The 21,214-nt window shown below is 48.7% G+C and carries 18 protein-coding genes; 6 read left to right on the top strand and 12 right to left on the bottom strand.

Features of this window, described 5'->3' with window-relative positions; genetic code table 11:
* Window positions 1-47: 47 nt before the first annotated feature.
* On the bottom strand, window positions 48-2,480 hold the full coding sequence (gene hsdR, locus A7Z06_RS05195; RefSeq protein ID WP_000819027.1) for an EcoAI/FtnUII family type I restriction enzme subunit R: 2,433 nt from the start codon (window positions 2,478-2,480) through the stop codon (window positions 48-50).
* Window positions 2,481-2,620: 140 nt separating this feature from the next.
* On the opposite strand from hsdR, the gene A7Z06_RS05190 reads away from it, so the two are divergent.
* Window positions 2,621-3,589: a hypothetical protein gene (locus tag A7Z06_RS05190; RefSeq protein WP_000432645.1), complete on the top strand. Its 969-nt coding sequence runs from the start codon at window positions 2,621-2,623 to the stop codon at window positions 3,587-3,589.
* Between the two features lie 39 nt (window positions 3,590-3,628).
* On the top strand, window positions 3,629-3,820 hold the full coding sequence (locus tag A7Z06_RS05185; protein WP_010346640.1) for a hypothetical protein: 192 nt from the start codon (window positions 3,629-3,631) through the stop codon (window positions 3,818-3,820).
* Window positions 3,821-3,899: 79 nt separating this feature from the next.
* On the opposite strand, the gene yjiA is transcribed toward A7Z06_RS05185, so the two are convergent.
* The 3 genes from yjiA to btsT all read right to left on the bottom strand — a co-directional run bounded on the left by yjiA (window position 3,900) and on the right by btsT (window position 7,481).
* Window positions 3,900-4,862 carry a GTPase gene (gene yjiA / locus A7Z06_RS05180; protein ID WP_001068090.1) on the bottom strand — a complete coding sequence of 321 codons (963 nt, stop codon included), beginning with the start codon at window positions 4,860-4,862 and terminating at the stop codon, window positions 3,900-3,902.
* A gap of 10 nt (window positions 4,863-4,872) precedes the next feature.
* Window positions 4,873-5,076: a YbdD/YjiX family protein gene (locus tag A7Z06_RS05175; RefSeq protein ID WP_000467859.1), complete on the bottom strand. Its 204-nt coding sequence runs from the start codon at window positions 5,074-5,076 to the stop codon at window positions 4,873-4,875.
* Window positions 5,077-5,330: 254 nt separating this feature from the next.
* Window positions 5,331-7,481, bottom strand: a complete 2,151-nt coding sequence (gene btsT / locus A7Z06_RS05170; RefSeq protein ID WP_105279358.1) for a pyruvate/proton symporter BtsT — start codon at window positions 7,479-7,481, stop codon at window positions 5,331-5,333.
* Window positions 7,482-8,026: 545 nt separating this feature from the next.
* Here btsT and tsr point away from each other — a divergent pair.
* Window positions 8,027-9,688 (top strand): methyl-accepting chemotaxis protein, encoded by a 1,662-nt coding sequence (gene tsr / locus A7Z06_RS05160; protein WP_000919636.1) that lies wholly within the window; start codon window positions 8,027-8,029, stop codon window positions 9,686-9,688.
* A 49-nt stretch (window positions 9,689-9,737) separates the two neighbouring features.
* Here the strand turns inward: tsr and A7Z06_RS05155 are convergent, their stop codons facing one another.
* The gene (locus A7Z06_RS05155; RefSeq protein WP_085460289.1) at window positions 9,738-11,099 is read right to left on the bottom strand and encodes an MFS transporter; all 1,362 of its coding nucleotides are present in this window, start codon (window positions 11,097-11,099) and stop codon (window positions 9,738-9,740) included.
* A 217-nt stretch (window positions 11,100-11,316) separates the two neighbouring features.
* On the bottom strand, window positions 11,317-12,231 hold the full coding sequence (locus tag A7Z06_RS05150; protein ID WP_000091591.1) for a GntR family transcriptional regulator: 915 nt from the start codon (window positions 12,229-12,231) through the stop codon (window positions 11,317-11,319).
* Between the two features lie 138 nt (window positions 12,232-12,369).
* Between A7Z06_RS05150 and A7Z06_RS05145 the strand changes: the two genes are divergently transcribed.
* Entirely contained in the window at window positions 12,370-13,392 is a 1,023-nt protein-coding gene (locus A7Z06_RS05145) for a zinc-binding alcohol dehydrogenase family protein (protein ID WP_001124254.1), read from the top strand.
* Between the two features lie 119 nt (window positions 13,393-13,511).
* Here A7Z06_RS05145 and opgB read toward each other — a convergent pair whose 3' ends face one another.
* The 6 genes from opgB to A7Z06_RS05115 all read right to left on the bottom strand — a co-directional run bounded on the left by opgB (window position 13,512) and on the right by A7Z06_RS05115 (window position 19,221).
* Window positions 13,512-15,803 (bottom strand): phosphatidylglycerol--membrane-oligosaccharide glycerophosphotransferase, encoded by a 2,292-nt coding sequence (opgB, locus tag A7Z06_RS05140; protein WP_024212504.1) that lies wholly within the window; start codon window positions 15,801-15,803, stop codon window positions 13,512-13,514.
* Between the two features lie 254 nt (window positions 15,804-16,057).
* A complete protein-coding gene (gene yjjA, locus A7Z06_RS05135) occupies window positions 16,058-16,552 on the bottom strand; it encodes a DUF2501 domain-containing protein YjjA (RefSeq protein ID WP_077629660.1) in 495 nt (164 codons plus the stop codon).
* A 48-nt stretch (window positions 16,553-16,600) separates the two neighbouring features.
* Window positions 16,601-17,338 (bottom strand): DNA replication protein DnaC, encoded by a 738-nt coding sequence (gene dnaC / locus A7Z06_RS05130; RefSeq protein WP_000799918.1) that lies wholly within the window; start codon window positions 17,336-17,338, stop codon window positions 16,601-16,603.
* Window positions 17,339-17,340: 2 nt separating this feature from the next.
* Window positions 17,341-17,880 carry a primosomal protein DnaT gene (gene dnaT, locus A7Z06_RS05125; protein ID WP_010346632.1) on the bottom strand — a complete coding sequence of 180 codons (540 nt, stop codon included), beginning with the start codon at window positions 17,878-17,880 and terminating at the stop codon, window positions 17,341-17,343.
* Between the two features lie 106 nt (window positions 17,881-17,986).
* A complete protein-coding gene (locus tag A7Z06_RS05120; RefSeq protein ID WP_000511337.1) occupies window positions 17,987-18,460 on the bottom strand; it encodes a threonine/serine exporter in 474 nt (157 codons plus the stop codon).
* Window positions 18,451-19,221, bottom strand: a complete 771-nt coding sequence (locus A7Z06_RS05115; RefSeq protein WP_010346629.1) for a threonine/serine ThrE exporter family protein — start codon at window positions 19,219-19,221, stop codon at window positions 18,451-18,453. The genes A7Z06_RS05120 and A7Z06_RS05115 overlap by 10 nt, the downstream gene beginning before the upstream one ends.
* 617 nt (window positions 19,222-19,838) lie before the next feature.
* Between A7Z06_RS05115 and A7Z06_RS05110 the strand changes: the two genes are divergently transcribed.
* Both A7Z06_RS05110 and bglJ read left to right on the top strand, forming a co-directional pair.
* Window positions 19,839-20,564 (top strand): helix-turn-helix domain-containing protein, encoded by a 726-nt coding sequence (locus A7Z06_RS05110; protein ID WP_000936647.1) that lies wholly within the window; start codon window positions 19,839-19,841, stop codon window positions 20,562-20,564.
* A complete protein-coding gene (gene bglJ / locus A7Z06_RS05105) occupies window positions 20,522-21,199 on the top strand; it encodes a DNA-binding transcriptional activator BglJ (RefSeq protein WP_024165170.1) in 678 nt (225 codons plus the stop codon). Before A7Z06_RS05110 ends, bglJ begins: the two co-directional genes overlap by 43 nt.
* Window positions 21,200-21,214 lie beyond the last annotated feature (15 nt).

Here is a 21,214-nt window from a genome sequence, read left to right as displayed (position 1 = left end):
AAGGCCTTCTGCAACATGTTGGTTGCAGAAGGCACAAAAGTGAGTTGTTAAGCAGAGCGGGGCGGTAATTGGTAGATTTCGTTTTCCAGCTCGCTGAGCGCCTGATTATACCCGTTACGGTCGCCAAATCCGGTTTTAATAATCTCCGGTAAGGTGCCCATGCTGTCGAATGGTTTAAGTTTCAGCACCTGAATACTTTCGATCTCCTGTACGCCCGCATCGGCGTATTTATCCAGCAGATTATCGAGCACGGCTTGCGCTGCTTCAGAGTATTTTGTGAAGTAGTTCCGCTTGCGCACGTTCTCGGCGCGCTCTTTGCGGGTTAACGGCGGCTGACCATACACTACGTGGCAAAGCATGTCGAACGGGTCGAGATCTTTACCGACTTCTTCTGCCAGTACTTCCCAGATGATCCCCTGTTGCTCCAGCTCGTGAATGATCGCTTCTTTGCGATCGGCGTCCTGCCACTTGCGGGTAAAGTCATCCAGCGAGGCATATTCTTTGAGCAGTGTTTTGCGGGTGTAATCTTTAAAAGATTCGGTAACCAGTTTACCGTCGGCATCGTAATACTGAACACGCTGCGCAATAACACCCACCGCTACACCGTTGACGTGAAACTTGCGGATTTTCTTCTCGTCTTCTTCCGGAAGTGGGCCAACATCATCGGTATCGGTAACCTGGTATGGTGGCGCAGGCGGTTCATCAACGCCTGTTACCTGTTCGTCGTCATGTTCGCTGATTTCTTCGAGTTTCTCTTCAAAATCAGATTCTGGATCGGCGATATCCTCTGGTGTGGTATCCATGACTTTTTCGGGAATGCCATCGAAACGCTCATCGGCAAACAGTTCGGTGGCTTTTTTAAAGTCGAGGATGGTAAACCAGAGTTTGCCGTAACGTTCGTCGATGCGTGTACCACGACCGATAATCTGCTTGAATTTGGTCATCGACTGGATGTTCTGATCCAGTACTACCAGTTTGCAGGTTTTAGCATCCACACCGGTGGTCATCAGCTCTGAAGTGGTCGCGATAACCGGGTACGGTTTTTTCGGGTTGATGAAGTTATCCAACTGAGCTTTGCCAATTTCATCATCGCCGGTGATTTTCATGACGTATTTGTCGTTCTTTTTCACCTGCTCCGGGTTGAGATTAACCAGGGCGCGGCGCATACGTTCTGCATGATCGATGTCGTTACAGAAGACGATGGTTTTATCCATCGGGTTGGTGCGCTTGAGGTAGTCGGTAATGGTTCTGGCAACCAGTTCTGTGCGTTCGTCGATTACCATTGTGCGATCGAAATCTTTCTGGTTATAGATACGATCGTCGATCACTTCGCCGTTTAAGTCAGTTTGCCCTTTGGTTGGGCGCCAGCCTTGCAGATCGACATCAATATCAACACGGACAACTTTATACGGGGCGAGGAAGCCGTCTTCGATCCCTTCTTTTAGCGAGTAGACGTAAACCGGATCGCCGAAGTAATCCGTGCTGGAGACTTCATGCGTCTCTTTTGGCGTGGCGGTTAAGCCAATTTGGGTGGCTGAACTGAAATAATCAAGGATCTCTCGCCAGGCGCTATCTTCGGATGCGCTGCCGCGATGGCATTCGTCGATCACGATCAGATCGAAGAAATCTGGTGCGACTTGTTTAAACGCTTTTTGGTTTTCCTCCGGGCCAGTTATAGCCTGATAGAGCGCGAGGTGTATTTCATAAGCGGGATCAATGGTGCGTCCGCTGACTTTGGTCATTGCCGTACCAAATGGCTGGAAATCATTATTTTTGGTTTGGTCGACCAGAATGTTGCGATCGGCAAGGAACAGAATGCGTTTTTTATTTTTTGATTTCCACAGGCGCCAGATGATCTGGAATGCGGTATAGGTTTTCCCTGTTCCGGTCGCCATTACCAGCAGAACGCGGTTTTGTCCGTTGGAGACGGCTTCTATGGTTTTGTTGATTGCCTGAAGCTGGTAATAACGTGGCGATTTACCGCTGCCATCGTCGTAATAGTCCTGAGTAATCACCGGAAGCTGAGCTTGTGTGTATCCTTTCCAGAGGCAGAATTTTTGCCAGAGTTCAGCGGGGGAGGGGAAGTCATCCAGCGTTATTTGCTTTTCAAGGCATTCACCTTCGGCTGCGGTGGCATCGCGGAAGATAAAGCCATCACCATTGGTGGCAAAAACAAAAGGAACGTCCAGCAGGCGCGCATATTCAATGCCCTGTTGCATCCCTTTGCCAATTTCATGTTTGTTGGCTTTTGCTTCAATCACGGCTAAGGGAATGCCTGGCTTGTGGTACAGCACGATGTCAGCAGATTTTACCGTTCTGCGTGCCGCAACTTTACCACGTACGATGACTTTACCGTCCCGGAGTTTGACCTCCTGTCTGATTTGCGTTGTGTTGTCCCAGCCTGCATTGAGAATGGCTGGCATAACGCATTTGGTAATGATGTCTGCTTCCGTCAGGTTACTTAGGTTCAGTTCCGCCATGGGGTGTTCTCATCTAAATGCGATGCGCAAATTCTACACAGAAAAATAGATGAATTCATCTGTTCAAAGAGTATTATCAGCGTTAAGTCACTGTTTTAAAGGTATTCTTGAGTTTCATCAATAGTAGGATAAGGATTCATATGGAGAATGTTCGGTTCTTGCAAGGAGTGAAACAATATTTTTGTACTAAGGCATTAGATGTCATTCTGCTAATTTATCTACTCCTTGGTTTTATACTTCTCCCTTATAAATATCTGTGGAAAGATATTATTTTATCTCTGTGCTTTGTTGGTATTCTTCTTTATGCATTAGTGGAAGAAAATCGCATTACAGAATATATGGGGTATTTTGTCAAGTTCAGTAATAAAAACAGTTTGAATAGTTGTGCTGCCTGGTGTTCACTTATTGCATGGTTTATATTTTTGTTTTTTGTGCTTTCAATTAATATTTTTCCAGTCAGTGTCTCTGTATACGTTTTTAGTGCTTTTTCAGTATTTGTTTTTCTGGGAGGTGTTTTTATTATATTAGAGTTGGAATTTAAAAATAATAAAAAATTAATGATTATTAGGTCTATGACTTTAGCTGTCATACCAATTATATATTTATTCTCAAGTAGTTTTTCTTCCAGTTTATTTTTAAGTTTGAGTAATCTAAATATCACACTATCACCATGGGTTGAGTATTTCTGGAAAGGGATGGCTTTTTTGTTTCTTTTCTTCATGTTAATGCAACTTATTATCTATTTTACTTTTTTAACTCTGTGGGCTAAATTAAGTGTGTACAGGTTGTTTATACTTGCCGGAGCATTTATAGCATCTACTATTTTAGTGGTTTTTGCTTCAAAAAACGTAGAGAGTATTTCGTACTACGTTTTAAAAAGTACTATAGATTTTGAATGGCGCAGTCAGGTTAAATGTGGACAGTTGAATATTTCACATCCGGATGAAAGGTATTTCGGGTTTAATACCGATAAATATACTGTATTTTATTCCAATAGAGAGGGTAAATGGGGGTTCAATGAGTTGAAATGTAAGAAAGGTTCTGACAGGAGAGATGCATATTCCATTGAGAATGTCTCAGAATATAACGTGCCAGGATGGTTGAAATAAGTTATCTTTATAATTAAATCGTAAAGGTTCTGGACATAAATGAGCATGGTTAAACATAAACGGGGCACACTCTACACACTTGATGTGCAGCAAGAAGCTGAACTCAAGGCTTTGGTTAATAAATCCGACGATTATATTGATTACAGCGATATTCCTGCGTCTGGTAGCGATGCATGGGCTGACGCCAAACGCGGCAATTTTTTGCCAAATCCAGGTATTCACGCGCAATAAAACTTAGCGGAGGGGAGCTCGTCGTTCTGCTTCCCCCTCACTGCTAAATGGGGCATTGAACTGCTTTACACTCAACCTTTCACGCAGACTTCCTCAACCCCGCAAACGCTGCCCGAATCTCATCCTCCGGCAGCTGAATCCCGATAAACACCATCGTGCTATGCGGTTTTTCATCGCCCCACGGGCGGTCCCAGTCGGCGCTGTAGAGGCGCTGGACGCCCTGGAACAGCAGGCGGTTAGGTTCGCCGTCAATCCATAGCATCCCTTTGTAACGCAGCAGTTTATCCGCCGACTCCAGCAGCAGGTTTTCCATCACCCGGGAAACTTCGCTGATATCTACCGGGTAATCCAGTTCCACCACAATCGACGAAATATCGTTTTGTTTATCCGCGATAAAGTGAAAACGTGGCTTGGTGCTGACGACGTTCTCTTCCAGCATAAAACCGTTGGTGTTGAACAGCAGGCCCAGGTCGATGTCGCCGTGGGTGACGGTGTAGACCGGTGCGCGGGCGTTGATGCGCGCCAGACGTTCACGCAGTTTTTCTGCTTCGCCAGCGACGTCGGTTTTGGTCAGCAGAATACGGTCAGCGTAGCCAACCTGTGACTGGGCGATGGTGAACTGGTTCATCTGCTCATCGGCATGTACCGCATCCACCAGCGCAATCACGCCGTCCAGCAGGTAACGCTGGCATAAAATCTCATGGGAGAAAAAGGTCTGAATAATCGGGCCGGGATCGGCCATGCCGGTGCATTCAATCACCAGACGGTCGAACTGAATATTGCCCTTGTCGAGATTATCCAGCAGGTCGAGTAGCGCGTCTTCCAGCTCGTTGGAGCGCGAACAGCAGATGCAGCCGTTGGTCAGCGTTTTGATCTGCGTGGCGCGGTCGCCAATTAATTGATCGTCAACGGAGACTTCGCCGAATTCGTTTTCAATCACGGCAATCTTGTAGCCGTGTTGTTCGTTAAGAATATGGCGCAGCAGGGTGGTTTTGCCCGCGCCTAAAAAACCGGTGAGTAGGGTAACTGCAATCGGGTTCATGCTCTCTCCATTAACAACAGCGCATACCGCCTTTACCATCGCCGCCGTAGCGTGCGTTCTGGCGTTCGCGGAAGAATTCTTCATAGCTCATGTACGGCTTGTCGGGATGGTTGGTCTTCATATGCTCGACGTAGTTGTCGTAGTCTGGAATGCCAATCAACATCTTCGCCGCCTGGCCGAGATATTTTTTTGCCTGTCCTAAGTTACCAAACATAGTTCACTCTGATAAGAACAAAGCCCCGCCGAAGCGGGGCTGAGATTGCTGACAAACTCGCTTACAGGTCAATACGGTCACTGTTATCTCCCTTTCCCTGGAAGGCGAGAGGGCCAGGGTAGAGTCTTTATATACACCGACGCTGGCCTGTTCCCCTCACCCTAACCCTCTCCCCGAAGGGGCGAGGGGACAATCCGTGCGCTTGCCTGGCTTTGTCATCAGCCTGAGCCCCGCCGAAGCGGGGCTAAACACGGTTAGTGGTGCGAAGAGATCTTCACGCCGCCTTCCGGGATTGGAACGTACGGCGTTTCTTTGTCAGTACGTTTGTCGCTGTTACGCACCTTCAGCCAGGTTTTGAAACCGTAGAAGATGATGCTGTACACCACAATCAGGAACAGAATACTCAGACCCGCGTTGGTGTAGTTGTTCACAACGATGTGGTTCATGTTGGCAATCTGCTGCGCCGTCAGGTCAGTACCGTTAGCAATCTTCTCTTTGTACTGGCTTGCCATGTAGAAGAAGCCTTCCATCTGCGGGTTGGTGCTGAACAGTTTCAGGCCCAGCGCCCAGGTGGTGCAGATAAGCAGCCATACCGCCGGAACAACAGTTACCCAGATGTATTGGGTGCGCTTCATCTTAATCAGCACAACGGTGCCCAGTACCAGCGCCACGGCTGCCAGCATCTGGTTGGAGATACCGAACAGCGGCCACAGGCTCTTAACGCCGCCCAGCGGATCGACCACGCCCTGATACAGCAGGTAGCCCCACAGACCCACACAGCCCGCTGTACCGATGATACCGGCAACCAGAGAGTCGGTTTTTTTCAGGAACGGGATGAAGTTACCCATCAGGTCTTGCAGCATAAAGCGGCCAGAACGCGTACCGGCATCCAGCGCGGTCAGGATGAACAGTGCTTCGAACAGAATACCGAAGTGATACCAGAAGCCCATGTCAGCCATCGGCAGCACTTTGTGGAACACGTGAGCGATACCTACCGCCAGCGTCGGCGCACCACCTGCACGGTTCAGGACAGAAGGTTCACCAATGTCTTTCGCGGTTTGCAGGATCTGCTCTGGCGAAATCACGAAGCCCCAGGAGCTGACGGTTGCTGCCGCGTGTGCGGTAACGTCTTTCAGCTGCGCCATGATGATCGGCGCGTTCTCGCCCCCCATTTCATGCAGGTTAGGCATGGTGATGCCGAGACCCGCAGGCGGGGTATTCATCGCGAAGTAAAGACCCGGTTCGATGATGGACGCAGCAACCAGCGCCATAATCGCCACGAAGGACTCCATCAGCATTGCGCCGTAGCCAATGAAACGCGCGTCGGTTTCGTTAGCCAGCAGTTTCGGCGTCGTACCGGAAGAGATCAGTGCGTGGAAGCCAGATACCGCACCACAGGCGATGGTGATGAACAGGAACGGGAACAGAGCGCCTTTCCACAGCGGGCCAGTACCGTCAATGTACTGGGTCATCGCAGGCATTTTCAGTTCCGGGTTCAGTACCACGATACCCAGCGCCAGGCCGACGATAACGCCAATTTTCAGGAAGGTTGCCAGATAGTCGCGCGGTGCGAGGATCAGCCACACCGGCAGCAGTGCGGAAACAAACGCATAGCCTATCAGCGCGAAGGTAATGGTGGTGTCTTTAAAGGTCAGTGCCGGACCCCAGTACGGATCGTGAGCAATCACGCCACCGAAGTAGATAGAGGCAACCAGCAGCACGATACCAATGACAGAGACTTCACCCACACGCCCCGGACGGATAAAGCGCATGTAGATACCCATAAACAGCGCAATCGGTACGGTTGAGCAAACGGTGAAGACACCCCACGGACTTTCGGCCAGGGCTTTAACCACAATCAGCGCCAGGACGGCAAGGATGATGATCATGATTAAGAAACAGCCAAACAGCGCGATAGTCCCCGGTACTGGCCCCATCTCTTCTTTAATCATCTCACCGAGAGATGCGCCGTTACGGCGAGAGGAGATAAACAGCACCATAAAGTCCTGAACCGCACCGGCCAGCACCACCCCCGCCAGCAGCCACAGCGTACCTGGCAGGTAGCCCATCTGCGCGGCGAGAACCGGACCAACCAGCGGACCGGCACCGGCGATAGCGGCGAAGTGGTGACCAAACAACACGTAACGGTTGGTCGGAACGTAGTTCAGACCGTCGTTGTTAATAACCGCAGGCGTCGCGCGCGTGGGGTCGAGTTTCATCACTTTCTGGGCGATGTATAGGCTGTAGTAGCGATAAGCCACCAGATACACCGACACAGAGGCGACCACGATCCATAGGGCGCTGACGTGCTCCCCCCGACGTAATGCAACTACCGCGAGGCAGAATGCACCGATGATTCCAAGAATCACCCAGGGTATGTGCTTGAATATCTTTTTAGTATCCATAGTAAAACCTGGCATGTATTGATTAATAGTTGGCCGAAGCCGTTCTAGGTTTGCGTTGCGTTTGAGGAGGTAAATTGACCGCTATCCTGCAGTGATGTTGCCAGAGTTACGCGCGCGTAAAGTAAGGTAAATAACTGAGTGGTTAAATTAGGGACGTAAGCGGTCAGTTTTGCGGTTGAGCGGTATTGAGCAAGGTTTATGAAGGCTATTTATGTGATATTGATCACAACCGAAGCGATTTTTAGCCCTCAGTTGTGTTACTCATATAAAAATTATATTCATGCTATATATATTAAAACCCCATTTCCTCACTGATAATATTATTTTGGCCAATAATATTAATCTATTGGCAAATATCCTCACGTTCAAAATAGATACAGCTAATGTGAAAAATAAGAAAGAAAAATATATCAATACGTGGTTATTGTATTTTTGAACAAAAATAAAAAAGTGAGGTAAATTTAATCAATTTCAGGTCGCTACCTATAAAGTTTTCTCATTCCAGGCCGAAAATTCTGCTATCGGTCAACAGGAAAAGAGAAACCATGTTAAAACGTATCAGGATCGTGACCAGCTTACTGCTGGTTTTGGCCGTTTTCGGCCTTTTGCAACTGACATCAGGCAGCCTGTTCTTTAACGCTTTAAAAAAGGACAAAGAAAATCTCTCCGTCTTACAAACCATTCGCCAGCAGCAATCTACGCTAAATGGCAGTTGGGTTGCGTTGTTGCAGACGCGTAACACCCTCAACCGTGCGGGTATCCGCTACATGATGGATCAGAACAATATTGGCAGCGGTTCAACCGTCGCCGAGCTGATGCAGAGTGCCACTATTTCGTTGAAACACGCGGAAAAAGACTGGGCAGATTACGAAGCACTACCGCGTAACTTGCATCAGAGCACAGCGGCTGCTACGGAGATCAAACGTAATTACGATATCTATCACAATGCACTGGCGGAGCTGATCCAGTTGTTAGGGGCGGGCAAAATCAACGAGTTTTTTGACCAACCTACTCAGGGATATCAGGACGGTTTCGAGAAGCAGTATATGGCGTACATGCAGCAAAACGATCGTCTCTATGACATCGCCGTCGCTGATAATAATGCTGCCTTTAACCAGGCAATGTGGGTGCTGGCGGGTGTTCTGATCGTCGTACTGGCGGTCATCTTCGTCGTCTGGTTTGGTATTAAAACGTCGCTGGTAGCGCCGATGAATCGCCTGATCGACAACATTCGTCATATTGCTGGCGGCGATCTGGTGAAACCGATCGAGGTAGATGGCTCCAATGAAGTGGGGCAACTGGCAGAGAGTTTGCGCCATATGCAAAGTGAACTGGTACGTACCGTGGGTGATGTGCGTAATGGTGCAAATGCCATCTATAGCGGAGCCAGCGAAATCGCTACCGGTAATAACGATCTCTCTTCACGCACTGAGCAGCAAGCCGCTTCGTTAGAAGAGACGGCAGCCAGCATGGAGCAATTGACTGCGACAGTGAAACAGAATGCCGAGAACGCGCGACAGGCAAGCCATCTGGCGTTAAGTGCTTCCGAAACGGCACAACGTGGCGGTAATGTGGTCGATAGCGTGGTACAAACTATGCGCGATATCTCTACCAGTTCGCAGAAAATCGCCGATATTATCAGCGTTATCGACGGCATTGCTTTCCAGACTAATATTCTGGCCTTGAATGCGGCGGTCGAAGCAGCGCGTGCGGGTGAACAAGGGCGTGGTTTTGCGGTGGTCGCGGGAGAAGTGCGTAATCTGGCTCAGCGTAGCGCCCAGGCGGCGCGTGAAATTAAAAGTCTGATTGAAGATTCGGTTGGCAAAGTGGATGTCGGATCGACACTCGTCGAAAGCGCCGGGGAAACTATGGCGGAGATTGTCAGCGCCGTGACCCGCGTGACCGATATCATGGGCGAAATTGCCTCCGCTTCTGATGAGCAGAGTCGCGGTATCGATCAGGTTGGTTTAGCGGTTGTTGAGATGGACCGGGTAACGCAACAGAACGCTGCGCTGGTGGAAGAGTCAGCCGCTGCTGCTGCCGCGCTGGAAGAGCAGGCCAGCCGCCTGACTGAAGCTGTGGCTGTATTTCGTATTCAGCAAGAGCAACAGCGTCAGCGCGAAGCGTTGGCGGTAAAAACGGTGACGCCGGTTGTGCCGCGTAAAGCGGTAGTGGCTGATGGCGGGGATAACTGGGAAACGTTTTAATTGCCACAAAAAATGCCCGATAAGCGATGACTTATCGGGCAAGGGGAGATTACTCTTTATGCGGATCGCTAATGGGTTGATGTACCATGAAGATGTACGCCAGCGCGCCTGCTGCGGTGACGCAACCGCAGATGAGCAGCGCCAGACGGAATGAGTGAGTGGTATCGACAATAAAACCGGTAATAATCGGTGCTAATGAGGCACACATGAAGCTGGCAAAGTTCTGGATACTGCCCACTGACGCAGCCATGCGAGAAGCGACCGCTACGTGAACCAGCCCCCAGCAGGAGGTTCCAGCAAAGTGAAGGCAGAACAGCGCCATGCCAATCAGCAGAACCGCACTCATGGGGGTTGTCGCTTGTGGTACTACCAGAGTAAAGGCGGCTGAAATGAACATCCCGGTAACAATACAGAGCTTACGGTTCTTAATCGGCTTCATCCCGCCTTTGACCAGCCAGTCGGTCACATATCCGTTGAGTAGCATCCCGATCCCACCAAACAGGAAAGGTATTGCTGCCATCAAGCCCGTGCTTTTTAAATCCAGGTGATAGACTGTTTGCAGGTAACCTGGCAACCAGGCAATGTACAACCACCCCGCATAGTTCATACCACTGAAACCGAGCATCATTCCCCACATTGTGCGGTTACGAAACAGGCTGCGCCATTCGGCAAAAGTGAGTGGGTCGCGGCGGGTATTGACGCTACCGGCGTTGAGATAGGTTTGTTCAGCGGCGGTCAGCACCACCTGCTCGCGGTTGCGATAGAACATAAACCAGGCGATGGCGAGAAAAATGCCCAGTAAGCCGATGGTTATAAACATCCCACGCCAGCCGATGGCCAGCATTATCGCCGCCAGAATCGGCGGGCTTATGGCAATACCAATGACGGAGGCCGCGTTGAAAAAGCCCATCGGGCGTCCACGTTCTTTGATGTTGTACCAGTCGTTAATCACTTTAACACCGCACGGGTTCATGGGAGCCTCACCGATCCCCATACCTATGCGCATCAGCACGAACTGCGCCAGGCTGTGCACCATGCCAGACATTGCCTGGAACAGCGACCAGACGATCATCCCTAGCCCCAGCATCAGGCGTGGGCCTTTGCGGTCCAGCAGTATGCCTGCGGGCAATTGCGCAATCCCATAAGAGAGCGAGAACACGGAGAGTAAAGCGCCCATCTCGGTGGCGTTTAACCCCAGCTCTCCACGAATAGTTACATTTGCTACCGACAGCGAACTGCGATCGAGAAAATTTATTACCGCAGCAATAAATAATAACAACATGGCGGTGGTTTGAATGTGTTTAATTCGGGGACTACGTTGAATTAATCCATTTGGTGGCACGGGGATATCTACCGACGACGATGAGCGAAAGGACGAATGCGGATCGAGGGTAATATTTTCTTTTTCCACGCCGAACTCCTGTATTTATAATATTTTAATTATTGCGTAATTATGTATTGCGCAGGGTTAATATTAATGGCAGATGAAATTTTTAGGATTTCACTACCGCTCACAAAAAAACATTTATAGTCGACTGGTTGCGAGCATAGGTAAGCCGGAAATTTCGGGCGTTTATATTTTGATAAAACCGTGCACAATCTAATAGTTTGCTGTTTTTAATCTGTATTTAATAAACGTACCGCTTGTTCTTCTTGATGGAACGAATCATCGCTTGTTTAGCTGAATTCAAATGGTTACGTAGTGCAAGCGTTGCATCCACATAGCTGCGGCAAACCAAAGCACTGAGAATAGTCATATGCTCATCTATGGCAATAATATTGCGCTGCCTGCGATCGTTTTCGTCCCATTGATAGTGGAAGTGGAAGATGACGGAGATAATATCAATGGATTGATTGAAAAAGATATTGTCAGTGGCTGAAAGCAATAAGGCATGGAACTCTCTGTCCAGTTGCGAGAAGGTGTGGAAATTACTGCCGATGTTGTCACGCAGCATTCGGTGGCGTTCGAGCATGGTTTTCACCTGAAACCAGCGCGGATCATTATCAGGCAGAGTGAGAAAACGCTGGATTGAGCGCGTTTCCAACATTTCGCGCAGTTCAAAAAGCTGCTCGGCGTAGGATTGATCGAAATGCTTTATCCTCCACTGACCGCGTTTTTCGCTTTGGGTGAGGTTGTAGCACCATAATTTTAAAAGATATTTTCTTGCGGTAATCGAGCTGACACCTGCCGCTCGCGCCAGTTGCAGCTCAGAAAAAGTTTCACCAGGCAACAACTGACGCTGATTTATCATCGTGAAAAAAAACTGCTCAAATACTTTATCCTGCTCACTTATCGAAGCTGCGGGACAGGCAAAACCGTCGTTGTGATCAGGTTTACGCGTGATGACGTGGTCATTTCCGACCTGCGTCAGGACACCGCATTCGCGTAAGTGGCTGAGAACATGACGCACCGTGGTGCGACTGACGTTGTACATTTCCGCTAGTGAGCTTTGCGATGGGAGTGGGGAAGGGATATGACCACATACCATCTCATCAATAAACTGGTTAACTACATTATGGCGTAAATTTTGTGAGCGACTCATATTTTTCTCCTTGTCGCGCTATTAAAACCCGATTTAAAACATTTTTATGCGTGTATTTTCACAAAATAGATTTTCTATTTCACTGGCATTTTTCATTTCCATTGATATCTAAGATAACAAAAAATGGAGAGCAGAATTATGCCTAAGATAAATACATTAATTTGCCAGAAACCGAAAGAATTAGTCTGGAAACAATATGAAATGCCTATTCCCGGTGGTGATGAAGTATTGATAAAGATTAAGTCTGTCGGAATTTGTGGTACTGATATTCATGCCTGGGGTGGGAATCAACCATTTTTTAGTTATCCACGTGTGTTAGGCCATGAAATATGTGGCGAGATTGTTGAATTAGGTAAAGATATTGCTGATCTCAAAAATGGTCAGCAAGTTGCCGTGATCCCTTATATTGCCTGCCAGAAATGCCCGGCGTGTAAAAGTGGTCGCACCAACTGCTGTGAAAGCATTTCGGTCATTGGCGTTCATCAGGATGGCGGTTTTAGTGAGTATTTAAGCGTGCCAGAGGCGAACATTTTGCCCGCAGATGGCATTGACCCGCAGGCGGCAGCGTTGATTGAACCCTTCGCCATTAGTGCTCATGCGGTACGTCGCGCGGCAGTTGCGCCTGGTGAGCAAGTGCTGGTGGTCGGGGCGGGGCCAATCGGTTTGGGAGCTGCGGCAATCGCTAAAGTTGATGGCGCACATGTGGTGGTGGTGGATACCAGTCCGGCGCGGCGTGAGCATGTGATAAGGCGTCTGGAGCTGCCCGTGCTTGATCCGTTCGCAGAAGATTTTGATGACCAACTACGTGCGCAATTTGGCGGCTCTCTGGCGCAGAAAGTGATCGACGCGACAGGTAATCAACATGCGATGAATAACACTGTTAATCTGATTCGCCACGGTGGCACGGTAGTCTTTGTCGGCCTGTTTAAAGGCGATTTGCAAATCTCTGATCCAGAATTCCACAAAAAAGAGACCACAATAATGGGTAGCCGTAACGCTACGCCGGAAGATTTTGCGAAAGTCTGGCGGCTGATGGCGGAAGGGAAAATCACTGCTGACATGATGTTAACCCATCGCTATCCGTTCGCCACGCTGGCAGAAACCTATGAGCGCGATGTGATTAACAATCGTGAGTTGATTAAGGGCGTGGTTACTTTCTGAGAATGAGTGACTGGTAAAGTGGCTATGCAGTGTTGGACACTATTTTTATTTATCAATAATGTTTTGTTGGTCGGATAAGACGTTTACGCGTCTTATCCGACCTGTAAATCAGTCAGTGATTACCCTTCTCGCTCCACCACTTTAATTTCCACCATCCCGATACCGAGTTTACGCGGCGAGTGACCGAGAATATTCCCTTCGTTGGTTGCGACGGGTTCCGGCGGCACAATCACCAGGGTGTCGGCATCGGTTGGGTTCTCGAAATGCAGCGTAGTGGTGGTTACTTCGTTGCCCAGCACGATGGTTTGTTCTTCATTGCCAACGCGTACCGGAATGGGGCGGCTGGCGTTATTACCGTAGGCTTTGGCGGTAATCACCAGATCAAATTTCTTCGGCAGCGGATGCTTGTACTCGATTTTCACTTCATCGCCAAGCTGTGCGTTGGACCAGCGACCCCACGACTCCGGACGGGAAATCCCGCTAAACTGTTTTACCTCTTCCGGCGCACCCGCGACGTTAAAGATGAAACTGTCTGCTTTGTAGCGAATATCGTTATCGACAATCTTCAGTGTATCGACATTGCCTTTGTAGCGTTCCATGTCGATGACCGTGTCCTTAAATGCCGTTTTACCTTTCCATTCTGGCTTATCGACATGTTGCACTGTTTGTTTCCCGCCAAGTTGCCCCTGTGAAACACACCAGTCGGTAGAAAGCGCCAGTTCCGGCGCCCACAACTGCCCCATTTTGTAGCAGCGGTCAACCCAGATGAAATTATCACGTGGGGCGAAATCGGCCAGTTGGAAACGCAGTGGCGCGGAGTATTCACTTTCTGGCAGTGGTTCCACTCGTTTGTCTGAAACCCGCAACAGCAGCGGCAAACGGAAATGACTACCTGAGAAGGCGATCATGTTTTTATTCTGATTGATGGTAAATTCTTTTATCTCGGTGGGGAATTTCCACAGACGAATGATATCCGGTTTCCACGCCAGTACCTTCTCTTTCATGTTGAGGAACACTTCTGACATTGACTGACCAGAAAGGCTACTGCGTCCGAGGCCGATAAAATTATCACCACCAAGGATATCCAGTACCGTAGCGCCGTTATCCATCGTGTTGCGCTTCACCGCCAGCGTCTCTTGCTGCGGTTTGTCGCCACGGATGACAAAAAACAGGTTATTGCGATCCTGCTTATTGAGGTATTTCCATGCCGTGTTGTTCATCGCCAGATGGTCGGAAGAGACGACAATGACGGTATCTTTAAACCACGGAGAGGCTTTGATTTTATTGATAAACGCCGCAATGTTCTCCTGGCTGCAACTTACCGCGCTGAATGACTGGTTCGGTTTACCGTCAAAATCATATTTTTTGCGATTACAGGTACGAGAGATGAAACCATCCGGGTGATGGGTATCGACCGTCAGGGTAAACAGTGAGAACCGTTGACCGGAGCGAGACAGCTCCTCAAATTTTTTCCATGCTTCATCCAGCACGGTATCGTCGTAGAATCCCCAGTCGTTGCGATAATGTGGGTCTGCGACCACGCTTTTCAGCTCTTCCGAGCCGTACAAATGGTCGAAACCGTGTGATTTCAGGAACACATCTTTACCAGCAAAACGCAGATTGGCTCCCTGTACGAAATAGTTCTGATAACCCGAGTTTTTCAGAATATCGCCCAGACAGATGTTCTGCGGGAAGAAGCTGGAAACGGATGCAGAAGCGTTGCCTTCAAATGGAGCAAAAAGCGGAATGCCACACTGGGAAGCCACCATGCCCGCAATCGTGTAGTCCGTTCCCGGCAACTGCTGCGTGTGGCTGAAATCCAGACTTTCATTTTTCAGCGCGCCCAATTCAGGCGTGAGATCCGGGAAAGCATCGTTGTCAAAATAGGTGCGCTCGAGGCTTTCTCCGTAGATATAAACCAGGTTGAGTTTCGGGTCAGGAATGGTTTTCGACGGTTCTTTATAATAAGCCGCAAAGTCCGGATCGCCGTCGCGTGACTGTGATTTCACCAGTTCCGTTATCTGACGAAACGCCGGGCTGGCATCGACAGAAGCCAGTGCCAGCAAGAGCGCCAAAAGGCTGTAACCAAAATGGTGCGGATGATGACGGCGGCGGCGCAGGATCCAGCCCAGTGCACCGAAAACGACTGCCAGTGCCAGTACAATGCCAATACCTGGCAGGATATATTTGCTGACGCCTGCACCGGTCAGGCTGTTGGTTAAGGTATAGAGAACCGCGTCGTTAATGCCATCGCCAGTAAAGTAGTCACTGGCAAAAAGGGTGATATTTAAAACGACAAATAGCCCTAGCACCGTTAATGTGGCGGCAAACCACCAGGTGTTACGTCCCGCTTTCCATGCGTAGATCAGCACAGAGGCGAGAAACAAGGCAAATGAGAGTAGTTCTGACAACGGGCGATCCTCACTAAACCAGGCTGTGTAGCCGATGCTTAAGATTTTTTGAGAAACACAATGTAATGGCGCTGCCATATTGCTGCAATTCTAGTGTCAAAAAAATGCGATGTTGTTAGGAATTAGTTTATAAACAGACTTTTTTGATCGGGGTTGTTTCCCGCATAGCAGGGGATGAAAGCGTCAGAAGCGGGAAAAAGAGAAGGGGATTGCCGCGCCAGCCGATTAACAGCTAAAACGCGGCGTTATGCGGATCAAGAGATAAAGTTCAGACCTTGCTTTAATACCAGATCGCAGGCTTTGGTTTTCACTTTCTCCGCCAGCGGAGTCGTACCGATGTTATCCAGATTAAGCTGCTGGCCATCTTTGGTTTTCAGCAAACCCTGAATACCGTCCAGATAGTTGGTGTCTTCTTTCTGCTCTTCGCTGTTCAGACCTAACTTTTCCAGCACCTGGTTTTTGATGTTTTCTGCATCGGTCACCGAAGCCAGCTTTTGCTTCGCGCAGTATTGCAGAATGCCTGCGGCATTGTTCATGTTATCTGCGCTTAATGCCTGGTTGCCGCTACTAAGCAGGTTAGTTAATGAAGCGAGCGACCAGCCGCCTTCCTGTGTAGTGCTGTTTTGATTGCTTAACTCGCTGGCGGCACTGGAGAGCGCATCTTTCCAGGAAGCGGCATTTACCCCGGTGGAAATTAATGCGCTGGCGGTAATTGCACAGCACAGAAGGTGTTTAACAGTTTTCATCATCATTACTCAAGGTGGAATTGTGTCGCAGTATAACGCCGGGAATGGGGATTAATACTCTTTACCCGTTACCCGACTACGATAACTGTCCCAGTTGAAGATCACCCACAGACTGTTACCCAGGCGCATACGATCCATAACACGCTCGCCCAGCAACTTCGTCATTTCTTCCATATTGCTGTTCGTCAGCATTCCGGTTGGGCGCTTGGAAGAAGAACGACGATCGACGATCTGATTGATGATCACTTTTTCGTATTTAGATTCGGTCTGCACGCCGATCTCGTCGATCACCAATAGATCAACGTTGCTCAGATCGTTGAGCAGTTGTTCTTCACTGACGCCGCTATTTCTGAAGGTATCTTTCATCGCCGACATAATATCGGCAACAGTAATAATCAATACCGATTTGCCGCGCAGCAGTAGTTCGTTGCAGATTGCCGCCGCCAGATGGTTTTTACCGGTGCCCGGCTTGCCAGAAAAGATAAAGCTGGCGATGTTGCCGTCGAACTCTTCGACATATTGACGCGCTTTGCTCAACGCATTCATCTGCCCTTCGCATTCAACACGATAGTTCTCAAAGGAACAGTTCTGATGCAGCGGACGAATGCCGGAGCGGTTAAAGGTGCGCTGCATTTTCATCGCCCGATTCTCGCGCTCCAGAGCGGCGGAGCGGAGCGCCCCTTGTTCTTTCTGCCACGCCAGAAGTTCTTCACCCGTTTTGAAGGCGGGTTTGATATGGGCAGGCATCATTTTTTGCAGGCGTTGCATCAGGTCGCCAACGTTTTTCATCGTTACCCTCTGAATCCTGGTGGAATTTGGCTGTCAGGTTCGCTGACCGTGTTCACATCTCGTTTGGCTAGTCCGCCGTTGCTGGCGCGGCCAATTTGCAGACTGCGCGCCAGTTTTTGCTGCCACTGCACATGGTGAAAAACTTTACCTTCCGCCTGCCAGTAGGCAATGAATGAGGCCAGTTCTTCGGCGGTAGCGGGTTCTCTTAGTGCCACGCCCCATAACGCGGCCTGGCGGGTAAAGTCGGCATCGGGTCGCCAGTCTGGGTACATGGCAAATTTCCCCATCGGTACGGCAACGGGGGCAGTTTGCGGTTCCTGATAGAGTTGATCGTCCAGAGCGATATCGCTTCCCGGACGTGCCAGCTTTTCTTCCAGCGCCAGCAGTTCAGCAAGACGCGCGGGCGTGACGGCATAAAACGCCGGAGCGTTGTTAGCAAATACGGCAACCATTCCGCCTTCAGCTTTTGCCAGAACGGTCTGGTGATCGTGTACCAGGGCGTCAATACCAACGACGTCCGGGGTCAAAACTCTGGAAGACATACTGTTTCTCAATATGGAACGATGAACGAGAAGGGAGATTACTTTTATAGTAACACACGGATGAAAGGAGGCGGTCTCTCATCCGTGTGCTTTAAGCGAGGCAATTTTATACGCGAGGGCGCTTGCGGTACAACCATAATCCAGGAATGGAAAGGCCGATGGATAATGCTCCAACAATTGATGACGCCGTAAGAAAGTTGGTTAACAGGGTAATCATCAACGGCTCGCTGTAACCTAACTGACTGATTTTTACAGCTGAAATCATTGCTGTATAAGCAGAGATGCCAGGGAACATAGGGATAACGGCCGCCACGGTAAAGACTTTTGGATGCGCCAGGTACCAGCGCGACCATTGAATTCCAATGGTGCCGACCAGCATAGAGGCCATAAAGGTTGACCACTCAATATTCAGCCCGGTAGTCATTAAGATCATTCGTGAACCATGACCAATCGCGCCAAGCAGCGCACACCAGCGTAATGCCCGAACCGGAACGTTGAATACCATCGCAAATCCGACGGCAGGAATTGCCGCGAGGAGCATATCCTGCACCAACGCTATGAGAAATTCGATTATACCCATCCACGTAGCCCCCAAATCGTCAGTGCCATCACCACGCCAACGCAGGTAGCCAACGTCAACAGGCTGGCAATCGCCCAGCGTGCCAGCCCGGTATTGATGTGGCCTTTAAACATATCGGCGACGGCATTAATCAACGGAAAGCCCGGCACCAGCAATAGAACGCTGGCCGCCATCGCGATGGTAGGCGTATGACTGAATGTCGGAAGTTGTAAAAGGAGGCCGGAAATCGTGGTGGCGGCAAATGCGGTAATGCAAAAGTTTATCTGTGGGTGAAGATGGCGTTGTGCCAGCAGTTGGCGGATGTACATAGCAATCATGCTGGCGAAGAACGTAATCAGCGCGCCGTCCCAGCCACCGTTATTCAGTTTGCAGAAACAGGCGCAAGAAAGTCCTACCATCAAGGCTACCAGCCAACGCGGATAGCGCAGAGGATGTATTTGGCTAAAACGCTTCTCCACACCTTTGTAATCCAGCAATTTGTGTTCCGCCAGAATCACAATGTGTTGTACTTCAGTAACCACATGCATATTAATGCCGCGATCCTGATTTTTACGTGTCGAGGTTAAACATTGACCATCTTTAATGGTGGTTAGCACAATTGCGTTGGAAGAGATGGAGCTTTCAACGCAGTCCATCCCCAGCGCGCGCCCAAGTCTTGAAGAAAGCTCATCCACCAGTGCGCTTTCCGCCCCGTGCTGCAAAAGAAATAATCCGCACTGGATACATAACCGTGTTACGGCTCGCTGTTGCTCAGTTTGCATAACTCGCCCTTTGTCATAGACGCGCTGCGTATTGTTCAAATAATGAGACCCCATTTGTATCATGAAGCGCGGTTGTTTTGGGGTTGGTTAAGATCAAAATTGCGCTGATTAATTCTGGTTATGGCGACAGGAAGCGATCTGCGTCAGAGGTCAAATAAATATCCTCATGAATATTATCACTGAAATGAATTTATAGTTTTGTTTTTACTCGTTTGGCTAATAGCAGGGAAAATCAATTTTTCGAATCTGGATAAGAAATATCTTTCAGTTTTTATTGATTTTTTTGTTGCTCTTTCGGTCTAAAGGTCTTGAGTTTCGCCTTTGACCATTATTTTGAATGATATCGTAAACTGATTGGATTTGTGGTTTTTGATTAAGTATTTCTAACAACATAATTTAGATATTTTAAATGTGTCAGAGGTATTTTACCAGGTTATTATTTGATGCTAGCCTCCTGAAACATACAAAGGATTTTTGGTGTGTCAGGGGTAAACTGATATGGAAGTGAATGCTAAGGATAATTTATTCGCTAGAGCTATTAATTTGTTGGATTAATTTAGGGGATGAATATTCTGAATTAACCATCATGATTTATAGAGAGTGGATATGGAGGATATATGTTGCCAGGATGCTGCAAAAATGGAATTGTTATCAGTAAAATACCCGTTATGCAGGCAGGATTAAAAGAGGTCATGAGGACCCATCTACCTGAATATGAAATAACGAGTAGCGCCTCTGCGGAGGAGTTAACCTTATTACAATTACGTCGTGCTGGGTTAGTGGTTGCCGATTTATCCGGCGAAACGGAAGACCCGCGTTCCGTTTGTGAACATTACTATTCATTGATCTCACAATACCGGGAAATACATTGGGTTTTCATGGTTTCGCGTGCCTGGTACTCCCCGGCAGTAGAACTGCTAATGTGTCCAACAGCGACGTTACTGTCGGATATTGAACCCATTGAGAATCTGGTTAAAACAGTTCGTTCCGGTAATGCGTATGCGGATCGTATCAGCGCGATGCTGACCTCTCCGACAATGGCTGAAACTCAGGATTTTAGCTATCGCACCGTCGTTCTGACGCTTTCAGAGCGTAAGGTACTGCGGCTGTTAGGCAAAGGATGGGGCATTAACCAGATAGCTTCATTGCTCAAGAAAAGTAATAAAACTATCAGCGCACAAAAAAACAGTGCGATGCGTCGGCTGGCAATTCACAGCAATGCTGAGATGTATGCATGGATAAATAGCGCACAGGGTGCAAGAGAACTTAACTTGCCTTCTGTTTATGGAGATGCCGCAGAATGGAACACAGCCGAATTAAGAAGAGAAATGTCGCACTCGTAGAAAAATGCGTCATGAGCAGTATCGGTATTGAGAGTTTATTCAGAAAGTTTGCGGGTAACCCTTATAAGCTCCACACCTATACCAGTCAGGAGTCGTTTCAGAATGCAATGTCGCGGATCTCGTTCGCGGCGGTCATTTTTTCTTTTTCTGCCATGAGAAGTGAGCGCAGAGAAGGATTATCTTGCCTGACTGAGCTGGCGATTAAATTTCCGCGTACCCGACGTTTGGTTATTGCAGATGATGATATTGAAGCACGGTTGATCGGTTCATTATCTCCATCTCCGCTGGACGGAGTATTAAGTAAAGCATCGACGCTGGAAGTTTTTCATCAGGAGTTGTTTCTGTCATTAAATGGTGTGCGTCAGGCGACCGATCGGCTGAATAATCAGTGGTACATTAACCAAAGCCGGACGTTAAGCCCAACGGAGAGAGAAATATTGCGTTTTATGTCGCGTGGCTACTCAATGACACAAATTGCCGAGCAGCTTAAACGCAATATTAAAACGATCCGGGCGCATAAATTTAATGTGATGTCGAAACTGGGCGTCAGTTCTGATGCGGGGTTGTTGGAGGCCGCAGATATTCTGTTATGTATGCGGCATTGCGAAACAAGTAACGTGTTGCATCCCTTTTAATATGCTTAATGCCGG

The sequence above is a fragment of the Escherichia sp. MOD1-EC6819 genome (genome assembly GCF_002965765.1).
Classification (GTDB): Bacteria; Pseudomonadota; Gammaproteobacteria; order Enterobacterales; family Enterobacteriaceae; genus Escherichia; species Escherichia ruysiae.
This window is presented reverse-complemented; position numbering and strand designations above follow the sequence as displayed.

Coding starts and splice junctions, on each gene's coding strand:
- yjiA (WP_001068090.1), bottom strand. CDS start 4,862: ATGAACCCGATTGCAGTTACCCTACTCACCGGTTTTTTAGGCGCGGGC.
- A7Z06_RS05150 (WP_000091591.1), bottom strand. CDS start 12,231: ATGAGTCGCTCACAAAATTTACGCCATAATGTAGTTAACCAGTTTATT.
- A7Z06_RS05110 (WP_000936647.1), top strand. CDS start 19,839: ATGTTGCCAGGATGCTGCAAAAATGGAATTGTTATCAGTAAAATACCC.
- A7Z06_RS05115 (WP_010346629.1), bottom strand. CDS start 19,221: ATGCAAACTGAGCAACAGCGAGCCGTAACACGGTTATGTATCCAGTGC.
- A7Z06_RS05175 (WP_000467859.1), bottom strand. CDS start 5,076: ATGTTTGGTAACTTAGGACAGGCAAAAAAATATCTCGGCCAGGCGGCG.
- bglJ (WP_024165170.1), top strand. CDS start 20,522: ATGGAACACAGCCGAATTAAGAAGAGAAATGTCGCACTCGTAGAAAAA.
- dnaT (WP_010346632.1), bottom strand. CDS start 17,880: ATGTCTTCCAGAGTTTTGACCCCGGACGTCGTTGGTATTGACGCCCTG.
- A7Z06_RS05145 (WP_001124254.1), top strand. CDS start 12,370: ATGCCTAAGATAAATACATTAATTTGCCAGAAACCGAAAGAATTAGTC.
- tsr (WP_000919636.1), top strand. CDS start 8,027: ATGTTAAAACGTATCAGGATCGTGACCAGCTTACTGCTGGTTTTGGCC.
- hsdR (WP_000819027.1), bottom strand. CDS start 2,480: ATGGCGGAACTGAACCTAAGTAACCTGACGGAAGCAGACATCATTACC.
- A7Z06_RS05190 (WP_000432645.1), top strand. CDS start 2,621: ATGGAGAATGTTCGGTTCTTGCAAGGAGTGAAACAATATTTTTGTACT.
- A7Z06_RS05120 (WP_000511337.1), bottom strand. CDS start 18,460: ATGGGTATAATCGAATTTCTCATAGCGTTGGTGCAGGATATGCTCCTC.
- yjjA (WP_077629660.1), bottom strand. CDS start 16,552: ATGATGAAAACTGTTAAACACCTTCTGTGCTGTGCAATTACCGCCAGC.
- btsT (WP_105279358.1), bottom strand. CDS start 7,481: ATGGATACTAAAAAGATATTCAAGCACATACCCTGGGTGATTCTTGGA.
- A7Z06_RS05185 (WP_010346640.1), top strand. CDS start 3,629: ATGAGCATGGTTAAACATAAACGGGGCACACTCTACACACTTGATGTG.
- dnaC (WP_000799918.1), bottom strand. CDS start 17,338: ATGAAAAACGTTGGCGACCTGATGCAACGCCTGCAAAAAATGATGCCT.